The organism is Microbacterium sp. NPDC064942, assembly GCF_049545525.1.
GTDB classification, from domain to species: domain Bacteria; phylum Actinomycetota; class Actinomycetes; order Actinomycetales; family Microbacteriaceae; genus Microbacterium; species Microbacterium gawkjiense.
Genome location: NZ_JBMWDR010000008.1, coordinates 53,979 through 71,838, shown reverse-complemented (window position 1 = coordinate 71,838; position 17,860 = coordinate 53,979). Strand labels below are relative to the sequence as shown.

Below are 17,860 nucleotides of genomic sequence, written 5' to 3'. Positions count from 1 at the left end.
AATCCGAATGAACAAGCGCACTCTCGCGTCCGCATCCCTCGCCGGTCTCACCGTGGGAGCCCTGCTCCTCACGGGCTGCTCGTCCGCCACCGGCGGCGGCTCCGGCGCCCAGGGCGACGAACTCGACGGTCTCAGCGGCGAGATCGGTTCGAAGGACTTCTCGGAGCAGTACATCCTCGCCTACCTGACCACCGAGCTCCTGAACGCCCACGGCGCCGACGTCGAGGCCAACACGAAGCTGGTCGGCTCGTCGAACGTCCGCCAGGCGCTCGAGAACGACCAGTTCCTCGGGTACTGGGAGTACACCGGCACCTCGTGGATCACCTACAACGGCAACACCACGCCGGTGAAGGGCGCCGAGGCGCAGTTCGACGCCGTGAAGGAGGCGGATGCCGCGAACGGCATCGCGTGGCTCGACCCGGCGCCCTTCAACAACACGTACGCCTTCGCGATCCGCGCGAGCGAGGCCGAGGAGCTCGGCGTCTCGACGCTCAGCGACGTGGCCGCCCTCCCGTCGGCCGACCAGACGTTCTGCATCGAGAGCGAGTTCTCCACCCGCGACGACGGCTGGCCCGGGCTGAAGGCCGCCTACGGCTTCGAGGCCCCCGACTCGAACGTCACGATGCTCGATACCGGCGTCATCTACACGGCCACCCAGAAGGGCGACGACTGCAACTTCGGCGAGGTCTTCCAGACCGACGGCCGCATCCCGGCACTGGATCTGGTCGTCATGGCCGACGACAAGGAGTTCTTCCCGAGCTACCAGGGCGGCTTCACCCTCAAGCAGAGCACCCTCGACGACTACCCGGCGATCACCGACGTCCTCGGCGAGCTCAGCCCGCTGCTGACCACCGAGGTCATGCAGGGGCTCAACGCGAAGGTCGACGTCGACGGCGAGGACCCCGAGGACGTCGCGGTGGACTGGCTCCAGGAGCAGGGGCTCATCTGATGACCTCCGCGATCCAGTTCGGCGAGAGCTTCATCGGCGAGGGCGTCAACGCCGCCCACATCAACACCGTGCTGGGCCACCGCGAGGGGCCTGCCGGAACGGCGTGGGCCACCGCGCTGGCCACGCCGAGCGAGGGCCACGTCCCCTTCGTGGCCGTGCTGCGCCCCTCGCTGCCGGTCAAGCCCCTCACCCTGTTCGTCACGAAGGCGGCGCCCGCCGGCGACGAGCACGGGCTGCTCATCTGGGGCCCCGCGCAGGCGGGCGTGGCGGCCGGGGTCGCCGACGCCGTCGCCGACGGGGTCATCCCGCGCGAGGCCGCCGACACGCATGCGCTCATCACCGCGGTCTGGGTCAACCCGGCCGCTGACGACGCCGACCAGGTCTACCGCAACAATCGCGAGGCGACCCGCACCGCGCTCGCGAACGGCGCGGCCGCCCTGCCGGAGCTCGACGAGGTGCTCGCCGCCCGCCACGCTCCGCACAACCCCTTCTTCACCGCCCCCACCTCCGCGAAGGACACGCACGACCGATGAGTTCCCCCACCCCCCTCCTCGAGACGGAGTCCGTCGAGACCCGGCCCACCGTGGGCTTCATCGGGCTCGGCAACATGGGCTCCGGCATGAGCCGCAACCTGCAGGCCGCGGGCTTCCCCTTGGTGGTCACCGACCTGCGCCGCGAGTCGGCGGCGCAGCTGATCGAGGGCGGCGCCCGCTGGGCGCAGACCCCTCGGGAGGTCGCTGCCGCCAGCGACCTCGTGATCACGATGCTCCCCACCCCCAAGCACGTCGAGTCCGTCGCATCCGGTCCCGACGGACTGGTCGCGGGGCTCGCCGACGGGGGCACGTGGATCGACATGTCGACCTCTGTTCCCGAGGTCCTCGCGGGGGTGCGCGCGGCCACTGCCGGGCGCGGCCTGCACCTGATCGACGCGCCGGTGAGCGGGATGTCCGTCGGCGCCGCCACCGGCATGCTGCAGATCTTCATCGGCGGCGAGGCGGCCGATGTCGACCGGCTGCGACCGGTCTTCGAGGCGATGGGCGATCCGGAGCGGATCCTCCACGTCGGCGGTCCGGGTGCCGGGTACGCCGTCAAGCTCATGATCAACCAGCTGTGGTTCTCGCACCTCGTCGCGACGGCCGAGGTGCTGTCGGTCGGCGTCGCCGCCGGCGTCGACCTCGAGGTCCTGCGCCGGGCGCTGGTCGCCAGCCCCGCCAACAGCACGTTCGTCTCGCGCGACGTGCTGTCGATCCTCGACGACGGCGACTACGACGAGGGCTTCGCGATCGCGCTCGCGTGCAAGGACCTCGGGCTCTCGGTGGACCTGGCACGGTCGGTCGGGATGCCGGTGGAGCTGTCGTCGCTCGTCGAACAGATCTTCCGGCGGGCCCGCGCCCGCTACGGCGACCGGGCGGGCGAGATGACGCCGGTGCGCCTGTACGAGGAGGTCCTCGGACACGACCTGCGCCGCGAGGTGCAGGCATGAGCGCCGCTCACGAGTCCGACGTCCTCGCGGCCGTCCCGACCGGTCTGCTCATCGGCGGACAGTGGCGTGCGGCGAGCACGGGGGCCACGATCGACGTGCACGACCCCTCGACCGGGGAGGTCATCGCGCAGGTGGCCGACGCGAGCCCCGAGGACGGCTTGGCCGCCCTCGACGCCGCCGCCGCGGCCCAGGCGTCCTGGGCCGCCACCGCACCGCGCGAGCGCGGCGAGATCCTCCGCCGCGCGTTCGAGCTCGTCACGGCCCGCGCCGAAGAGTTCGCCCTCGTGATGACGCTCGAGATGGGCAAGCCGCTGGCCGAGTCGCGCGCCGAGGTGGCGTACGGCGCGGAGTTCCTGCGCTGGTTCTCGGAAGAGGCGCCCCGCATCTCGGGGCGGTACGCGACCGCGCCCGACGGCCGCAACCGGCTGCTGGTCACCAAGCGCCCGGTGGGTCCGAGCCTGCTCATCACGCCGTGGAACTTCCCCCTGGCGATGGCGACCCGCAAGATCGCCCCCGCGCTCGCGGCCGGGTGCACCTCGGTGCTCAAGCCCGCCGCCCTCACCCCGCTGTCGGCGCTGCTGTTCGCCGAGGTCCTGCGCGAGGCGGGCGTCCCCGACGGCGTCGTCAACGTGATCCCGACGAGCCGGGCGGGGGCGGTCACCGGACCGCTCATCGCCGACCCGCGTCTTCGCAAGCTGTCGTTCACGGGGTCCACCGAGGTGGGCCGGCGCCTCATCGCCGACGCCGCGCACCAGGTGCTGCGCGTGTCGATGGAGCTCGGCGGCAACGCCCCCTTCCTCGTCTTCGACGACGCCGACCTCGACGCGGCGGTGGAGGGCGCACTGCTGGCGAAGCTGCGCAATGGCGGAGAGGCCTGCGTGGCCGCGAACCGGTTCCTCGTGCACGAGAGCGTCGCCGCGGAGTTCTCCGCCCGTCTCATCGAGCGCATGGCCAGGTACGTCAACGGCCGCGGGACCGAGCCCGGCACGACCCTCGGCCCCCTCGTCGACGGGGCGACCCGCGACAAGGTCGCCGAGCTCGTCGCGGGCGCCGTCGCCGACGGTGCGCGCGTCGCCCTCGGCGGGCGCATCCCGTCGGGCCGCGGGTACTTCTATCCGGCCACCGTCCTCGTCGACGTGCCGCACGACGCCCGCATCCTGCGGGAGGAGATCTTCGGCCCCGTCGCCCCCATCACGACGTTCCGCGACGAGGACGAGGCCGTCCGCCTCGCCAACGACAGCGAGTACGGCCTCGTGTGCTTCGCGTACACGCGGGACCTCAACCGCGCCCTGCGTCTGTCCGAGCGTCTGGAGACCGGCATGTTCGGGATCAACACGGGCCTCGTCTCCAACCCCGCCGCCCCGTTCGGCGGAGTGAAGCAGTCCGGCCTCGGCCGCGAAGGCGGGCTCGAAGGCATCGACGAGTACCTCGAGACGACGTACATCGGCATCGCGGACCCCTCCGCCTGACCCCCAAGGATCCCCCGTGCACATCACCGACTTCTCCCTCGACCACTTCTCGCTGCGTGGCCGACGCGCGATCGTCACCGGAGGCAACACCGGACTCGGTCAGGCGTTCACGCTCGCCCTCGCCACGGCGGGTGCGGACGTGTTCGTGCCCACCCTCTTCGACGACGGCGGCGAGACGGCCGCGATGGTCGAAGCGACCGGGGCCGGCTACCGCGAGGTGCGCATCGACGTGACCGGCGAGGGCGCCCCGGCGCGCATCGTGGACGGATGCGTCGACGAGCTCGGCGGCCTCGACGTGGTCGTCAACTCGGCCGGCATCAGCCGCACGGCCGAGGTCACCGAGTTCGACCGGTCGCTGTGGGACCCGATGGTGGCCGTGAACCTCACGGCGGCGTTCGAGATGTCGCACGAGGCCGCTCGGCGGATGATCCCGCAGGGCTCCGGGAAGATCATCAACATCGCGTCACTGTTCTCGTTCCTGGGCGGACTGGGCTCGCCGGCGTACGCCGCCACGAAGCACGGCATCGCCGGGCTGACGAAGGCCTACGCCGACGAGCTCGGGGGGCACGGCATCCAGGTCAACGCGATCGCTCCCGGATACTTCGCGACCCCGATCACCGCGCCGCGCCGCGCCGACCCCGACGCCAACCAGCGCATCGTCGACCACACCCCCGCAGGGCGATGGGGCGACGTCGCCGACCTCATGGGCGCGACGGTGTTCCTCGCCAGCGCGGCCTCGGACTTCGTCAACGGGCACGTGCTGTCCGTCGACGGCGGATACCTCGTGCGCTGAACGCGCAACCCCACCACCCCAACGAACAGGATCCATTCTCCCATGGTTGCTTCACGATCCGCGCTCTCGCGCGGTGAGATCATCGCCGCTCTGCAGGAGCTCCTCGGCCCCGAGCAGGTCGAGACCGATGCGCAGGAGCTGCGCGAGGCGAGCGTCGACCGCTTCAAGAAGTACACGTCCGTGCACGGGATCTTCGACGGACCGATCCCCGCCGCGATCGTCTACGCGCGCTCCACCGCCGACGTGGCCGCCGTCCTCGCCTTCGCCAACGAGAACGTCGTCAACGTCGTGCCGCGCACCGGACGCACCGCGACCGAGGGCGGGCTCGAGACGATCGTCGAGGACACCATCGTGCTCGACGGCTCGCGCATGGACGCGATCGTCGAGATCGACCCGGTCGACATGATGGTCACGGCGCAGTGCGGCGTGCCCCTGCAGGTGCTCGAGGACACCCTGCGCGCGCAGGGCCTGACGACCGGGCACTCGCCGCAGTCCAAGCCGCTCGCGCAGATGGGCGGGCTCGTCGCGACCCGCTCGATCGGGCAGTTCTCGACTCTGTACGGCGGGATCGAGGACATGGTCGTCGGTCTCGAGGCCGTGCTGCCCGGGGGCGAGGTCGTCCGCATCAAGAACGTGCCCCGCCGCGCCGCCGGGCCCGACATCCGCCACATCCTGATCGGCAACGAGGGCGCCCTGGCGGTCATCACCGAGGTCACCGTCAAGGTCTTCACCTATCAGCCCGAGAACGACCGCTTCCTCGGCTACCTGGTCGACTCGCTCCCCGCCGGCGTGGCGGGTCTGCGCGAGGTCATCGTCGCCGGGTACCGGCCGTCGGTGGCCCGGGCCTACTCCGAGGAGGATGCCGCACAGCACTTCTCGCACTTCGCCGACGGAAAGGCCGTCGTCGTCGTCGTGGCCGAGGGTCCGGCGGGCATCGCCGAGGCCACGGCGGCGGGCGTCGAGTCGATCTTCACCGACATCCCCCACGAGAAGGTCGACTCCGCCCTCATCAAGTCGTGGTTCGACAACCTCAACTGGGGCCAGGACAAGATCGACGCCGAGAAGCGCGAGATGCTCGAACGCTCGCACCTCGGGTACACCACCGAGGTCTCGATCGACTGGTCGGGCGTGGCGGAGCTGTTCGAGTCGGTCATGCGGCGCGCGCGCACGGAGTTCCCGCGCGCCGCCGATCTGACGATGCTGGGCGCGCACTCCTCGCACAGCTACCAGACCGGCACGAACCTCTACTTCGTCTACGACTACAACATCACCTGCGCGCCGCGCGAGGAGATCACCGAGTACCACGAGCCCCTCAACGCGATCGTCGTCGAGGAGGCCCTGCGGCTCGGGGGCTCGATGGTCCACCACCACGGCATCGGCAAGTACCGCACGCCCTGGACCCGCGAGGAGCACGGCAGCGCGTTCGTGCTGCTGCAGACGCTGAAGGACGGGCTGGATCCCCGCGGGATCATGAACCGCGGCACCATCTTCCCCGTCGAGGAGAGCGAGGCGGTGACCGCGTGAGCGACCCCGCGGCGGGGTTCGTCGTCGCGATCGACAACGGTTCGCAGAGCACCAAGGTCCTGATCGTCGACGGGCGCGGCGTCGTGCACGCCCGCGCCCGGGTGCCGCTGCGCCCGTACGCCTCACCGGCGCCCGGACGCTGGGAGCACCCGGACGACGACCTCTGGGATTCGATCGTGGGCGCCGTCCGGCTGGCGATGGCGGACTTCGACGGCGACCCCGCCGCGATCCGGGGCATCGGGCTGTGCACGATCCGCTTCTGCCGTGCGGTCCTGCGCGCCGACGGCACGCTCGCACAGCCGGTCATGAGCTGGATGGACGAGCGGCTCTCGCGTCCCTACGAGGCGGAGACGGAAGATGCGGCCTTCGTGACGACGTCCTCGGGCTACCTCGGGCACCGACTCACGGGCCGCCGTCGCGACGCCGCCGGCAACGTGCAGGGGATGTGGCCGATCGACACCCCGCGGTGGGACTGGAGCGACGACGACGCCGAGTTCGCTCGCACCGGGCTGCGCCGCTCCCGGCTGTTCGACCTCGTCCCTCCCGGGGAGACCCTCGGATCGTTGACCGCCCGCGCGGCGGCGCTGCTCGGTCTTCCCGAGGGCCTGCCCGTCGTCGCCACGTCCAACGACAAGGCCGTCGAGGCGCTCGGGGCGGGGCTGCAGGGCGAGGACGAGGCGGTGCTGTCGCTCGGGACCTACGTGGCGACCATGACGCCGGGGAGCCGGGTGCTCGACGATCCCGACTTCTGGACGAACTTCGCCGCCGAACCGGGTCGCTTCCTACACGAGAGCCACGGCGTCCGCCGCGGCATGTGGACCGTCAGCTGGTTCCGCGACCTCGTGTCGTCGACCGGCGGCGGCTACACCGAGACGGATCTCGACGCCGGAGCCGCAGACCTGCCCCCGGGCGCCGGCGGACTCGTCGTCGCGCTCGACTGGCTGGCCACCTCGGACGAGCCGTGGCGGCGGGGGGCGCTGGTCGGGTTCGACGGCACGCAGGGCCGCTTCCACATCCACCGCGCGATCCTCGAGGCGCTCGCGATCGAGACCGCTCAGGCGGATCGCCGCGCCCGCCTGGCGCTGGGGCGGGACCTTCGCAGCCTCGTCGTGACAGGCGGAGGGAGCGCATCCCCGCTCATGCTCCGCATCCTCGCGGCGGTCTACGGCGTGCCGGTGCGGCGGCCAGCAGTCGCCGACGCCGCCGGCATGGGCGCGGCCATCGCCGCCGCGGTCGGCACGGGACTGCACGAGTCGTGGGCGGCGGCGATGGCCGCGATGGTCGCGCCGGGCGTCGTCGTTCCGGTGGACGCGCAGCTGCAGCGAGCGTACGAGCCGGTCGTCGCCCGGTACGAGCGGGTGCTGCCCCGCATCCGCTCGCTCTTCGCCGACGAGTAACCCGCCTCGCCGCTCCCCCGCAGGACGGATGCCGCGCCGCATCCGCCCCTCTAGCGTGGAAGGCATGTCCGACTCGACGCTCCGCCGCGCCGTCACCCCCGCCGAACGGCGTCACGACGCCTGGCTCGCCGCCGGGATGCTGGTCGCCGGCCTGATCAGCACCGCCCTCGGAACGGTCTCGAACATCTACGGCGGCAACGGCCCAGCCCTGCACTGGGGGCTGCTCTACGCCGCGGCGATCACGGTCCCCCTCGCCCTGCGACGTCGGTTCCCCGGCACGGTGCTGGTCGTCGTGTCCGCGGCCTTCTTCGTGGGCATGTCGGCGGGCATCCCCGAGGTGTACGTCGGCAACGTGTCGCTGTTCATCGCGATGTACACGGTGGGCGCCTGGGTCGCCGACCGGCGCCGTGCGGCGCTCGTCCGCATCCTGCTGATCGTCGCGATGTTCGTGTGGCTGCTCATCACGATGTTCCAGTCGGCGGCCTCCGACGACGGACTCTCGCAGCAGGGGCCGTTCTCGCCCTTCGCGGCGTTCGCTCTGATCCAGTTCCTCGTCAACGTGGCCTTCTTCGGCGGCGCCTACCTGTTCGGCGAGCGCGCCTACACGGGTGCGATGGAGCGCGCGGCGCTCGAGCAGCGCACCGCCGAGCTCGAACGCGAGCGCGAACGGACGGCGGCACAGGCCGTCGCCCTCGACCGCGTGCGCATCGCGCGCGAGCTGCACGACGTCGTCGCCCACCACGTCTCGGCGATGGGGGTGCAGGCGGGTGCCGCGCGGACGGTGTTCGAGCAGAACCCGGATGCCGCGCGCACCGCGCTCACCGGCATCGAGTCCTCTGCGCGTGAGGCGCTGACCGAACTGCGCCAGCTGCTCGAGACGCTGCGCACGCCCGACACCGACGCATCCGACACCGACGCGCTCGGCGGGTCGACGCTGCGCCTCGACGCCCTGCCGACGCTCGTCGCCCACGCGAACGAGAACGGCCTGCCGACGACGCTGTCGGTCGTCGGCGACGCGGTGCCGACCTCCGACCTCGTGCAGGTGAACCTGTACCGGATCGCGCAGGAGGCGCTGACGAACGCCCGCCGTCACGGCGGCCCCGGCGCGACGGCCGACGTGCGCCTGCGCTACGCCGACGACAACGTCGAACTCGAGGTCTCGAACACCGGACGCGCGCCGATCTCCGGACGCGCGGGCCTCGGCCTGGTCGGGATGCGCGAACGCGCCGCTTCCTCCGGAGGAACGCTCGAGGCGCGCGCCCGCGACCGGGGCGGCTTCCTCGTTCGGGCGCGCATGCCGCTGACGCAGGCGGTGCCGGCATGATCCGCGTGCTGCTGGTCGACGACCACGCCGTCATGCGCACCGGGTTCCGCATGATCCTCGAGGCCGCGGGCGACATCGAGGTCGTCGGCGAGGCGGGCGACGGCCGCGCCGCCGTCGCGGCCGCGCGCGACCTGCGCCCCGACGTGATCTGCATGGACGTGCAGATGCCCGACATGGACGGCCTCGAGGCGACGCGGCGCATCGTGGCGGATGCCGAGGTCGCGGCATCCGTCGTCATCGTGACGACCTTCGACCGCGACGACTACCTGTTCCAGGCGCTGTCGGCGGGGGCGAGCGGGTTCCTGCTCAAGAACGCCGGCCCCGAGGAGCTCACGAACGCCGTGCGCGTCGCGCACTCGGGTGATGCGCTGCTCGCGCCGTCGGTCACGCGTCGGGTGATCGAGCGGTTCGCGCAGGCGGAGTCGGCACCGGCGGCATCCCTCCCCCGGACGACGGATGCCGCGCCCACCCTGCCGGTGGAGCTCACCGAACGCGAGGCCGAGGTGCTGCGCCTGCTCGCGCGTGCGATGAGCAACGGCGAGATCGCCCAGGAGCTCTACATCGGCGAGGCGACGGTCAAGACGCACGTGTCGAACGTGCTGCAGAAGCTCGGCGCCCGCGACCGCGTCGCCGCCGTGGTCTGGGCCTACCGGCACGGCCTGGGCTGAGCCGCCCCGCACGCGGAACGGCCCCGCCCGAGTCGGGGCGGGGCCGTTCCAGCCGTGACGCGGGTCAGACGCCCGCGGGAACCTTGGCGTAGCGGTCGATCAGGTCGCCGAACGCCTCGAGGTAGCCGGTCAGGAAGCCGGCGGTCTCGTCGCTGGTGACCTCGCCGTCCTCGCCGAACAGGCCGGGCGTGCTCTGCACGTAGCCCTCGGGCTGGCCGAGCGTGGGGGCGTTGAAGTGGCTGAGGATCGCCTTCAGGTGCTGCTGCGCGGCGGCGGTGCCGATGCCGCTGCCCGAGGTGCCGATGACGGCGGTGGGCTTGAGGTTGAACGCGTTCTGGCCGTAGGGGCGGGCGGCCCAGTCGAGCGCGTTCTTCAGCACGCCCGGGATCGAGCGGCTGTACTCGGGGGTCACGATGATGACGCCATCGACGTCCGCGATCGCCTGCTTGAAGTCGACGGCGACCTGCGGGAAGTCCGCGTCGTGGTCGACCGAGTAGAACGGCAGGTCCTTGATCGGGATCTCGACCAACGTGGTGCCCTCGGGTGCGAGGCGCTCGAGCGCCTTGGCGAGGCGGCGGTTGATCGACGTCGACGAGATGCTGCCGACGATGTAGCCGATGGTGCGGTTCGTCATGGGTCCTCCAAAAGAGTCGAAACGGATGCCGTTCGGCACCGAGGAGTCCAACGGGACCCCCGGCATCCCTATTCCCGTGAATGCAATAAGACGTCACGCTCCCCCCTCGCGGCGGGGATCCCGGATCACCCGCCGGGGGGAGGCCCCCGGCATCCGATCTTCCTAACGTGGGACACGTGCCACCGCCGGTGGCCCAGGATCACAGGAGGAACGGATGCTGCAGCTACGCGGGATCACCAAGAGCTACGGCTCGCGGCGGGTGCTCGACGACGTCGCGTTCGATGTCGCCCCCGGCCGCCTGACCGGGTTCGTCGGCGGCAACGGCGCCGGCAAGACCACCACGATGCGCATCATGCTCGGCGTGCTGGGCCGCGACAGCGGCGAGGTCACGCTGAACGGCGCGCCCGTCACGACCGCCGACCGCCGCCGCTTCGGGTACATGCCCGAGGAGCGCGGCCTGTACCCGAAGATGAAGGTGCTCGAGCACATCGTCTATCTCGCCCGTCTGCACGGGTTCTCGAAGGCGGATGCCACGACCCGCGCGACGGCGCTCCTGCAGGAGCTGGGGCTCGGGGAGCGCCTGGACGACAACGTCGAGACGCTCTCGCTCGGCAACCAGCAGCGCGCCCAGATCGCCGCGGCGCTCGTGCACGACCCCGAGGTGCTCATCCTCGACGAGCCGTTCTCGGGCCTCGACCCGCTCGCGGTCGACGTCGTGGCCGAGGTGCTGCAGACCCGCGCCGCGCAGGGCGTCTCGGTGCTCTTCTCGTCGCACCAGCTCGACGTCGTCGAGCGCCTGTGCGACGACCTCGTCATCATCGCCGGCGGCACGATCCGCGCGGCCGGCACCCGCGACGGCCTGCGCGCCGAGCACGCCTCGCGGCGCTTCGAACTCGTCTCGGCCACCGACGCCGGCTGGCTGCGCGACGAGCCGGGCGTCGAGGTCGTCGACTTCGACGGCGGATACGCGGTGTTCGAGGCCGACTCGGACGAGACCGTCCAGCGCGTCCTGCAGCGCGCCGTCACCCACGGCGCCGTGACGAGCTTCGCCCCCCGCCGCCCCACCCTCGCCCAGATCTTCACGGAGGTCATCCAGTGAACACGTCACCGTCCTTCGGCCAGAGCGTCTGGCTCGTCACCGAGCGGGAGATCGGCTCGAAGCTGCGCTCGAAGTCGTTCATCATCTCGACCGTCGTCATGTTCGTGATCGTGCTGGCCGCGGTCCTCTGGGCCGGCTTCACGGCGCAGAGCGACAACCGTACGCCGATCGCGGTCACCTCCGAGACCGCCTCGGCCCTCACCGACCCCGACGCCTTCGACGTGACGGATGCCGCGACCGCCGACGAGGCACGCGAACTCGTCCGCGACGGCGAGGTCGACGCCGCCGTCATCCCGGGCGGCGCCGAGCCACTCGGCTACACCGTGGTGTTCGACGAACAGGTCTCCAACAGCCTGCTGCAGCAGCTGAGCATCGCGCCCGAGGTCGAGATCCTCGAACCCGCGAGCACCGACGGGTTCCTGCGCTACATCATCGCGATCGCGTTCGGCGGCGTCTTCTTCGCCGCGGCGCTCACCTTCGGCACGACCATCGCGACGAGCGTCGTCGAGGAGAAGCAGACCCGCGTGGTCGAGCTGCTCATCTCGGCGATCCCGACCCGCGCGCTCCTGGCCGGGAAGGTGCTCGGCAACACGGTGCTCGCGATGGGGCAGATCGTCGGTATCGCCGCGGTCGCGATCATCGGCCTGACGGTGACCGGTCAGGACTTCCTCATCGCGGGTCTCGGCGGTCCGATCGCGTGGTTCGCGGTGTTCTTTCTCTTCGGGTTCGTCCTGCTGGCCGCGCTGTTCGCCGCGGCGGGCGCGATGGTCTCGCGACAGGAGGACATCGGACCGACGATCACGCCGCTCACCTACATCGTGATGGCGCCGTACTTCCTCGTCATCTTCTTCAACGACAACCCCGTCGTGCTGACGATCATGTCGTACGTGCCGTTCTCGGCCCCGGTGGGGATGCCGGTGCGCATCTTCGTCGGCGAGGCGCAGTGGTGGGAGCCCCTGCTCGCGCTGGCCGTCATGCTCGCCGCGTGCATCGGGGCGATCCTCCTCGGCGCGAAGATCTACGAGAACTCGCTCCTGCGCATGGGGGCGCGCGTCAAGCTGCGCGAGGCCCTGTCGCGCTGATCCTGCCGCACCGCGGCATCCGCTGAACCGCTCCGTCCGCACCCGCGGCGGGGCGGTTCAGCCGCGTCCGGGGCCGCCCTTGCCGGGCTTGTCCTTGCCGGGTTTGTCGGGCTTGTCCTGCTTGTCGGGCTTGTCCTGCTTGTCGGGTTTGCCGCCGCCCTTGTCGTCGGCAGGGGGGTCATCGGTGCCCGAGTCGTCGACCGTCGAGACCGTGGGCGTCGGGGTGGCGGTCGGCGTCACCTCCGCCGTCCGGGCGGGCGTCGGCTCGGTCTGCGCGGGGTCGGTCGTTCCGGACTGCTGTCCGCCGAAGAGCGACGCCGCCCAGATGCTGGCCCCGGCGAGCAGGGCGACGACCGCGACGGCGAGCCCGATGACGAGCGGACGGCGGGACCGGCGACGTGAGTCCGCCGCGGTGGATGCCGGAGCCGGCGCCGAGCCGAAGGCCACCGTCGCCGCCGTCGGATAGCGGCGCGTCGGGGCATCGCCCGCCGTGCGGGTGGCCGCCGGCTCGAGCACGGTCGGGGCGTCGTCGTCGCGAGGCTCCGCCTGCGTCGCCGGCGCGTCGGCGGGGGTCGTCGCCGCGATCGGGATGCCGGCGGCCACCGCCGCGCGCACCGGCGGCAGCGGGGGCGCACCGTCGACCGGCGCGGTGCGCAGCCGCTCGGCAGCCTCGACGACCGCGAGCGCGGTCGGACGCTCCTCAGGGCGGGTGGCGGTCATGCGCGACAGCAGCGACGTCCAGGCGGGGCCGAGCGCGTCGGGGATCGTCGGCGGCGTGGTGAGGCGGGCCAGGGCGGCGCCGACCCCGTCGGTGTGCGGGTACGCGCGCTCGCCGGTGAGGGCTTCGAGCAGCACCAGGCCGAGCGCGTACACGTCGGCGGGCGGAGCCGGATCGCCGCCCTGCACCTGCTCGGGGGCGAGATAGGCGGCCGTCCCGATGATCGTGCCGGGCGTCGTCAGCCGGGCGCTGTCGAGGAGCAGGGCGATGCCGAAGTCGGCGAGCTTCGCGCGGGGCCGCCCGCCCGGCAGGTGCGGCGGGGCGAGCAGCACGTTCGACGGCTTCATGTCGCGGTGCACGACCCCCGACGCGTGCACGACGTGGAGGGCTTCGCCGAGCTCCGCGGCGAGCGCGGCGACCTCGGCTGGGGGCAGCGGCCCCTCGGCGATCCGGGAGCTGAGGGTCGGCCCGTCGACGAACTCCATCACGAGGTATTCGGGCGATCCGGTCAGGTGCGCGTCGAAGAGGGTCACGAGCGACGGGTGGTTGAGCGAGGCGAGGAGGGTCACCTCGCTCCGGGCGCGCTCAGGCGCTCCGGCGACCCCCTCGACGCCGGGGCGCAGCACCTTGACGGCGACCGTCCGCCCGAGCGCGGTGTCGTCCGCGCGGAAGACCCGCGCCATGCCGCCCTGACCGACCTGCGCGATCAGCCGGTAACGATCCGCCAGAGTGTCGCCGACGAGCGGCTCGGGTACGTCCGTCATCGTCTCCTCCTCCGCCCGGGTCAGCGGTCCCGTCTACGACGCTACCCCCGGCATCCACTCCCCCGCAGTCCCTTGACGGAGCGGCTACGTCCGGTGCGCCGCGCGGCCGACGTGGCCGGCGAGCGCGTCGGCCGCGCCGACGAGGGCGAGATGCGAGAGCGCCTGCGGGGTGTTGCCGATGTGGTGTCCGGTGGCGGGGTCGTACTCCTCCGAGAGCAGGCCGACGTCGTTGGCGACGGCGCACAGGCGGTCCATGAGGCGCGTCGCGTCGTCGATGCGGCCGGTCGCCGCGTACTGCTCGACGAGCCAGAACGAGCAGGCGAGGAAGGGATGCTCGTCGCCGGGCAGTCCGTCGGTGCCGGCGGCGGTCCGGTACCGCATGACGAGGCCGTCCCGCAGGAGGTCGCGCTCGATGCGGGCGACGGTGGCGAGCATCCGCGGGTCGTCGGCCGCGCAGAACCCGACGAGCGGCAGGAGCAGCAGCGAGGCGTCGACCTCGTCGGTGGTGTCGTGCTGCGTGAAGTGGCCGCCCGCGGCATCCACTCCGGTCGCATCGATCTCGGCGCGCACGCGGTCGCGCAGTCGCTCCCAGACGTCGGCATCGCCCTCGAGTCCGTGCTCGCGCACCGCGCGGACGCCGCGGTCGAGCGCGGCCCACACCATGGCGCGCGAGTGGGTGAAGTGGTGCAGGTCGCCGCGCATCTCCCAGATGCCGTGGTCGGGACGGTCGACCCACTCGACGACCTGCGCCAGCAGCGCACGCTGCAGCGACCACGACGACGGCGTCTCGGCGACTCCCGCCAGGCGCGCCGCCTCGAGGGCGACGAGCACCTCGCCGATCACGTCGCCCTGGTACTGGTCGACCGCGCCGTTGCCGATCCGCACCGGCGCCGAGCCCCGGTAACCCGGCAGGCTCGTCAGCTCGCGCTCGGGCAAGTCGCGCTCGCCGCCGAGGCCGTACATGATCTGCACGTCGGCCGGGTCGCCGGCGACCGCCCGCAGCAACCATCCGCGCCAACGCTCGGCCGCGGCCGTGTAGCCGTGGGCGAGGTAGGCCTCGAGCGTGAGCGCGGCGTCGCGCAGCCACACGAAGCGGTAGTCCCAGTTGCGCGACCCGCCCGGGTCCTCGGGGAGGGACGTCGTCGCCGCCGCGACGATGCCGCCCGTGTCGGGGTGGGTGAGGGCGCGCAGCACGAGCATCGACCGCATCACGTGGTCGGCCCAGCGTCCGTGGCCCTCGATGCGGGACGCCCACTCGGTCCACCACCGGCGGGTCGCGTCGAGGGCGGCGTCGACGTCGCACGCGACGGGATGCGGGTGGTACGACCGGTCCCACGCGAGCACCGAGTCGACCGTCGTCCCCGGCCGGGCCGTGAACGATCCGCGGTGGGTCGTCCCGTCGGGGCGCAGCCGCGGACCGCGGACCACGACGGCGTCGGGCCCCGCGATCGCGAGCAGCACGGCCGCCGCGTCGTCGTCGCCGATCTGCCGCACCCATGGCAGCGCCCGCGCGTAGTCGAACCGCAGGCGCAACTCGCTCTCGAAGGCGACCGTCCCCTCGACGCCGACCACCCGCCGCACGACGACGTCCTCGTCGATCGGCAGGAACTCGATGACGTCGGCGACGCCGGTGGACGTCGTCCAGCGCGTGACGAGCACGAACGTGTCGCCGTCGTAGCGCCGCGCGGCGGTGGCCTCGGCATCGGCGGGCCGCAGGCTCCACCGGCCGTGCTCCTCGTCGCCGAGCAGCGCACCGAAGATCGACGCCGCGTCGTAGCGGGGGAGGCAGAGCCAGTCGATGCTGCCGGCATCCGACACCAGGGCCGCCGTCCGACAGTTGCTGAGCAGGGCGTAGGACTCGATCGGGGCAGGCATCGTCGTCATTGTCGCCCTTGCGCACGGTCGGGGCAAGAGCCGGCACCCGACTCCGGTTCGCGCGCACCGCGGGGCTAGGGTGACGCGCATGACGGCCGACACGACCCTGCTCATCCTCGGCGCCTCCGGCGACCTCACCTCGCGACTGCTCCTGCCCGCGCTCGGGCAGCTGCTCGCGCGCGAGCCCGACCGCAGCGTGCGCCTCGCGGGCGCCGGCGTCGACGAGTGGACCGACGACGCCTGGCGCGAGACGGTCCGAAAGGCGTTCGCCGCGACCGATGCGGAGTCCGCCTTCGACCGGCTCTCCGACACGACCTACACGCAGGCCGACATCACCGACCCGGCTCAGCTGCAGACGCTGCTGGATGCCGCCGAGGGCCGCCCCGCGCTCTACTTCGCCGTGCCTCCCGCCGTCGCCGCGAAGGCGTGCGAGGCCCTGCGGTCGGTCACGATCCCCGAGGGCACGATCCTCGCGCTCGAGAAGCCCTTCGGGTCGGATGCCGCCAGCGCCGAACGCCTCAACGCGACCCTCGCCGACCTCGTCCCCGAGAGCCAGGTCTTCCGCGTCGACCACTTCCTCGGCCGCTCGACGGTCCTCAACCTGCTCGGGGTGCGCTTCGCGAACCGGCTCATCGAACCGGCGTGGTCGGCCGACCACATCGCGTCGATCCTCGTGCAGTTCGACGAGCCGCTGGGTCTCGAAGGCCGTGCGGGCTACTACGACAAGGCCGGCGCGCTGACCGACATGATCCAGAGCCACCTGCTGCAGGTGATGGCGTTCGTGACGATGGAGCCCCCGGCATCCCTCGACGAGCGCGACCTCCGCGACGCGACGGGCGCGGCACTCCGCGCGACGGCCGTCTGGGGCGACGACCCCGTCGCCTCGTCGCGACGGGCGCGGTACACGGCGGGCACCGTGGACGGACGCGAGTTCCCGTCGTACGTCGACGAGCCGGGCGTCGACCCGGCGCGCGGCACCGAGACCCTCGCGGAGATGACCGTCGAGGTGCGCAACGCCCGCTGGCAGGGCGTGCCGATCACGCTGCGCTCGGGCAAGGGCCTGGGGCACGCCGAGGCGAAAGTCGAGGTGCGCTTCCACCCGGTGCGGCACCTGCCGCGCGGCTTCACGGGCGACCCCGGCCCCACCGTCCTCAGCTTCTCGCTCGGACCCGACTCGATCTCGCTCGGACTGAACGTCAACGGCGAGGCCGACCCGCTCGAGCTCGAGCGGACGACCCTCGAGGCCCACCTGGGCGAGGGGTCGCTGAAGGCGTACGCCGAGGTGCTCTCGGGCATCCTCGACGGCGACGCGATGCTCTCGGTGCGCGGGGACGCCGCCGTCGACTGCTGGCACATCGTGCAGCCGGTCATCGATGCGTGGCGGGACGGCCGCGTGCCGATGGACGAGTACGCCGCGGGCACGGCGGGCCCGGCCGACTGGCCGACGTCCTGACGCATCGACCCCGCACCCAGGGAGGCGGTGATGGAATGGACTGATGCCGAACCGCACCGCCACGACCGACGCCCCCCTCCTCGACGTGCTCAGCGAGCGCTGGAGCACCCGCATCTTCGACGCGTCCGCCCCGATCGACGAGCAGGCCCTGCGGTCCGCACTCGAGGCGGCGCGCTGGTCGCCGTCGGCGTCGAACACGCAGCCGTGGCGGTTCATCGTCGCGCGGCGGGGGTCGGCATCCCACGCCGCCGTCGTCGACAGCCTGATGGGGTTCAACCGCTCGTGGGCGGCCGACGCGGCCGCGCTCGTCGTGTTCGTCGCGACGACCGAGCAGGACGGCAAGGCGCTGCGCTGGGCCGCGTACGACGTCGGCCAGGCCGCGGCGCACTTCACCGTGCAGGCGCATGCGAACGACCTCGGGACGCACCAGATGGGCGGCTTCCACGCCGACCGGATCGCCGAATCGTTCGGCCTCAGCGACACGCAGCGTGCCCTGACCGTCATGGCCGTCGGACCGGTGGGCGACCTCGACGCGGCATCCGAGGAACTGCAGGCGCGCGAGAACGCCCCGCGGGAGCGGCGTCCGGTCGCCGACTCGCTGCTCGTCGACGACTGATCCGGCGCGGCG

General features: G+C 72.3%; 16 protein-coding genes. 13 read left to right on the top strand and 3 right to left on the bottom strand.

Features of this window, described 5'->3' with window-relative positions; translation table 11 throughout:
* Positions 1-7 precede the first annotated feature (7 nt).
* From ACPEH2_RS13160 to ACPEH2_RS13120, 9 genes are all read left to right on the top strand, one after another.
* Entirely contained in the window at positions 8-949 is a 942-nt protein-coding gene (locus ACPEH2_RS13160; RefSeq protein ID WP_423718880.1) for a glycine betaine ABC transporter substrate-binding protein, read from the top strand.
* On the top strand, positions 949-1,482 hold the full coding sequence (gene fae, locus ACPEH2_RS13155; RefSeq protein ID WP_423718879.1) for a formaldehyde-activating enzyme: 534 nt from the start codon (positions 949-951) through the stop codon (positions 1,480-1,482). Before ACPEH2_RS13160 ends, fae begins: the two co-directional genes overlap by 1 nt.
* Positions 1,479-2,432, top strand: a complete 954-nt coding sequence (locus tag ACPEH2_RS13150; RefSeq protein ID WP_217532145.1) for an NAD(P)-dependent oxidoreductase — start codon at positions 1,479-1,481, stop codon at positions 2,430-2,432. Before fae ends, ACPEH2_RS13150 begins: the two co-directional genes overlap by 4 nt.
* Positions 2,429-3,901, top strand: coding sequence for an NAD-dependent succinate-semialdehyde dehydrogenase (locus ACPEH2_RS13145; protein WP_217532143.1), 1,473 nt, complete (start codon positions 2,429-2,431; stop codon positions 3,899-3,901). The genes ACPEH2_RS13150 and ACPEH2_RS13145 overlap by 4 nt, the downstream gene beginning before the upstream one ends.
* 16 nt (positions 3,902-3,917) lie before the next feature.
* On the top strand, positions 3,918-4,694 hold the full coding sequence (locus ACPEH2_RS13140; RefSeq protein WP_217532141.1) for an SDR family oxidoreductase: 777 nt from the start codon (positions 3,918-3,920) through the stop codon (positions 4,692-4,694).
* A 42-nt stretch (positions 4,695-4,736) separates the two neighbouring features.
* Positions 4,737-6,218 (top strand): FAD-binding oxidoreductase, encoded by a 1,482-nt coding sequence (locus ACPEH2_RS13135; protein WP_423718878.1) that lies wholly within the window; start codon positions 4,737-4,739, stop codon positions 6,216-6,218.
* Positions 6,215-7,615: an FGGY family carbohydrate kinase gene (locus ACPEH2_RS13130; RefSeq protein WP_217532139.1), complete on the top strand. Its 1,401-nt coding sequence runs from the start codon at positions 6,215-6,217 to the stop codon at positions 7,613-7,615. Before ACPEH2_RS13135 ends, ACPEH2_RS13130 begins: the two co-directional genes overlap by 4 nt.
* Before the next feature lie 64 nt (positions 7,616-7,679).
* Positions 7,680-8,939, top strand: a complete 1,260-nt coding sequence (locus ACPEH2_RS13125) for a sensor histidine kinase (protein WP_423718877.1) — start codon at positions 7,680-7,682, stop codon at positions 8,937-8,939.
* A complete protein-coding gene (locus tag ACPEH2_RS13120) occupies positions 8,936-9,607 on the top strand; it encodes a response regulator (RefSeq protein ID WP_423718876.1) in 672 nt (223 codons plus the stop codon). Before ACPEH2_RS13125 ends, ACPEH2_RS13120 begins: the two co-directional genes overlap by 4 nt.
* 64 nt (positions 9,608-9,671) lie before the next feature.
* Here ACPEH2_RS13120 and ACPEH2_RS13115 read toward each other — a convergent pair whose 3' ends face one another.
* Entirely contained in the window at positions 9,672-10,241 is a 570-nt protein-coding gene (locus ACPEH2_RS13115) for an NADPH-dependent FMN reductase (RefSeq protein ID WP_423718875.1), read from the bottom strand.
* Positions 10,242-10,455: 214 nt separating this feature from the next.
* Here ACPEH2_RS13115 and ACPEH2_RS13110 point away from each other — a divergent pair, with 214 nt between their 5' ends.
* Entirely contained in the window at positions 10,456-11,340 is an 885-nt protein-coding gene (locus ACPEH2_RS13110) for an ABC transporter ATP-binding protein (protein WP_217532133.1), read from the top strand.
* Positions 11,337-12,422 (top strand): ABC transporter permease, encoded by a 1,086-nt coding sequence (locus tag ACPEH2_RS13105; RefSeq protein ID WP_423718874.1) that lies wholly within the window; start codon positions 11,337-11,339, stop codon positions 12,420-12,422. Before ACPEH2_RS13110 ends, ACPEH2_RS13105 begins: the two co-directional genes overlap by 4 nt.
* A 57-nt stretch (positions 12,423-12,479) precedes the next feature.
* Here ACPEH2_RS13105 and ACPEH2_RS13100 read toward each other — a convergent pair whose 3' ends face one another.
* Positions 12,480-13,904, bottom strand: a complete 1,425-nt coding sequence (locus ACPEH2_RS13100; protein WP_423718873.1) for a serine/threonine-protein kinase — start codon at positions 13,902-13,904, stop codon at positions 12,480-12,482.
* A gap of 84 nt (positions 13,905-13,988) precedes the next feature.
* On the bottom strand, positions 13,989-15,788 hold the full coding sequence (locus ACPEH2_RS13095; RefSeq protein WP_423718872.1) for a glycoside hydrolase family 15 protein: 1,800 nt from the start codon (positions 15,786-15,788) through the stop codon (positions 13,989-13,991).
* A 79-nt stretch (positions 15,789-15,867) separates the two neighbouring features.
* Here ACPEH2_RS13095 and ACPEH2_RS13090 point away from each other — a divergent pair, with 79 nt between their 5' ends.
* Both ACPEH2_RS13090 and ACPEH2_RS13085 read left to right on the top strand, forming a co-directional pair.
* Positions 15,868-17,232 (top strand): glucose-6-phosphate dehydrogenase, encoded by a 1,365-nt coding sequence (locus ACPEH2_RS13090; protein WP_423718871.1) that lies wholly within the window; start codon positions 15,868-15,870, stop codon positions 17,230-17,232.
* 43 nt (positions 17,233-17,275) lie between these two features.
* Positions 17,276-17,848, top strand: a complete 573-nt coding sequence (locus ACPEH2_RS13085) for a nitroreductase family protein (protein WP_359920420.1) — start codon at positions 17,276-17,278, stop codon at positions 17,846-17,848.
* Positions 17,849-17,860 lie beyond the last annotated feature (12 nt).

Excerpts from the sequence above, each read along its gene's own strand:
- ACPEH2_RS13160 (WP_423718880.1), top strand. The coding sequence starts at position 8 with ATGAACAAGCGCACTCTCGCGTCCGCATCCCTCGCCGGTCTCACCGTG.
- fae (WP_423718879.1), top strand. The coding sequence starts at position 949 with ATGACCTCCGCGATCCAGTTCGGCGAGAGCTTCATCGGCGAGGGCGTC.
- ACPEH2_RS13150 (WP_217532145.1), top strand. The coding sequence starts at position 1,479 with ATGAGTTCCCCCACCCCCCTCCTCGAGACGGAGTCCGTCGAGACCCGG.
- ACPEH2_RS13145 (WP_217532143.1), top strand. The coding sequence starts at position 2,429 with ATGAGCGCCGCTCACGAGTCCGACGTCCTCGCGGCCGTCCCGACCGGT.
- ACPEH2_RS13135 (WP_423718878.1), top strand. The coding sequence starts at position 4,737 with ATGGTTGCTTCACGATCCGCGCTCTCGCGCGGTGAGATCATCGCCGCT.
- ACPEH2_RS13125 (WP_423718877.1), top strand. The coding sequence starts at position 7,680 with ATGTCCGACTCGACGCTCCGCCGCGCCGTCACCCCCGCCGAACGGCGT.
- ACPEH2_RS13120 (WP_423718876.1), top strand. The coding sequence starts at position 8,936 with ATGATCCGCGTGCTGCTGGTCGACGACCACGCCGTCATGCGCACCGGG.
- ACPEH2_RS13115 (WP_423718875.1), bottom strand. The coding sequence starts at position 10,241 with ATGACGAACCGCACCATCGGCTACATCGTCGGCAGCATCTCGTCGACG.
- ACPEH2_RS13110 (WP_217532133.1), top strand. The coding sequence starts at position 10,456 with ATGCTGCAGCTACGCGGGATCACCAAGAGCTACGGCTCGCGGCGGGTG.
- ACPEH2_RS13100 (WP_423718873.1), bottom strand. The coding sequence starts at position 13,904 with ATGACGGACGTACCCGAGCCGCTCGTCGGCGACACTCTGGCGGATCGT.
- ACPEH2_RS13095 (WP_423718872.1), bottom strand. The coding sequence starts at position 15,788 with ATGACGACGATGCCTGCCCCGATCGAGTCCTACGCCCTGCTCAGCAAC.
- ACPEH2_RS13090 (WP_423718871.1), top strand. The coding sequence starts at position 15,868 with ATGACGGCCGACACGACCCTGCTCATCCTCGGCGCCTCCGGCGACCTC.
- ACPEH2_RS13085 (WP_359920420.1), top strand. The coding sequence starts at position 17,276 with ATGCCGAACCGCACCGCCACGACCGACGCCCCCCTCCTCGACGTGCTC.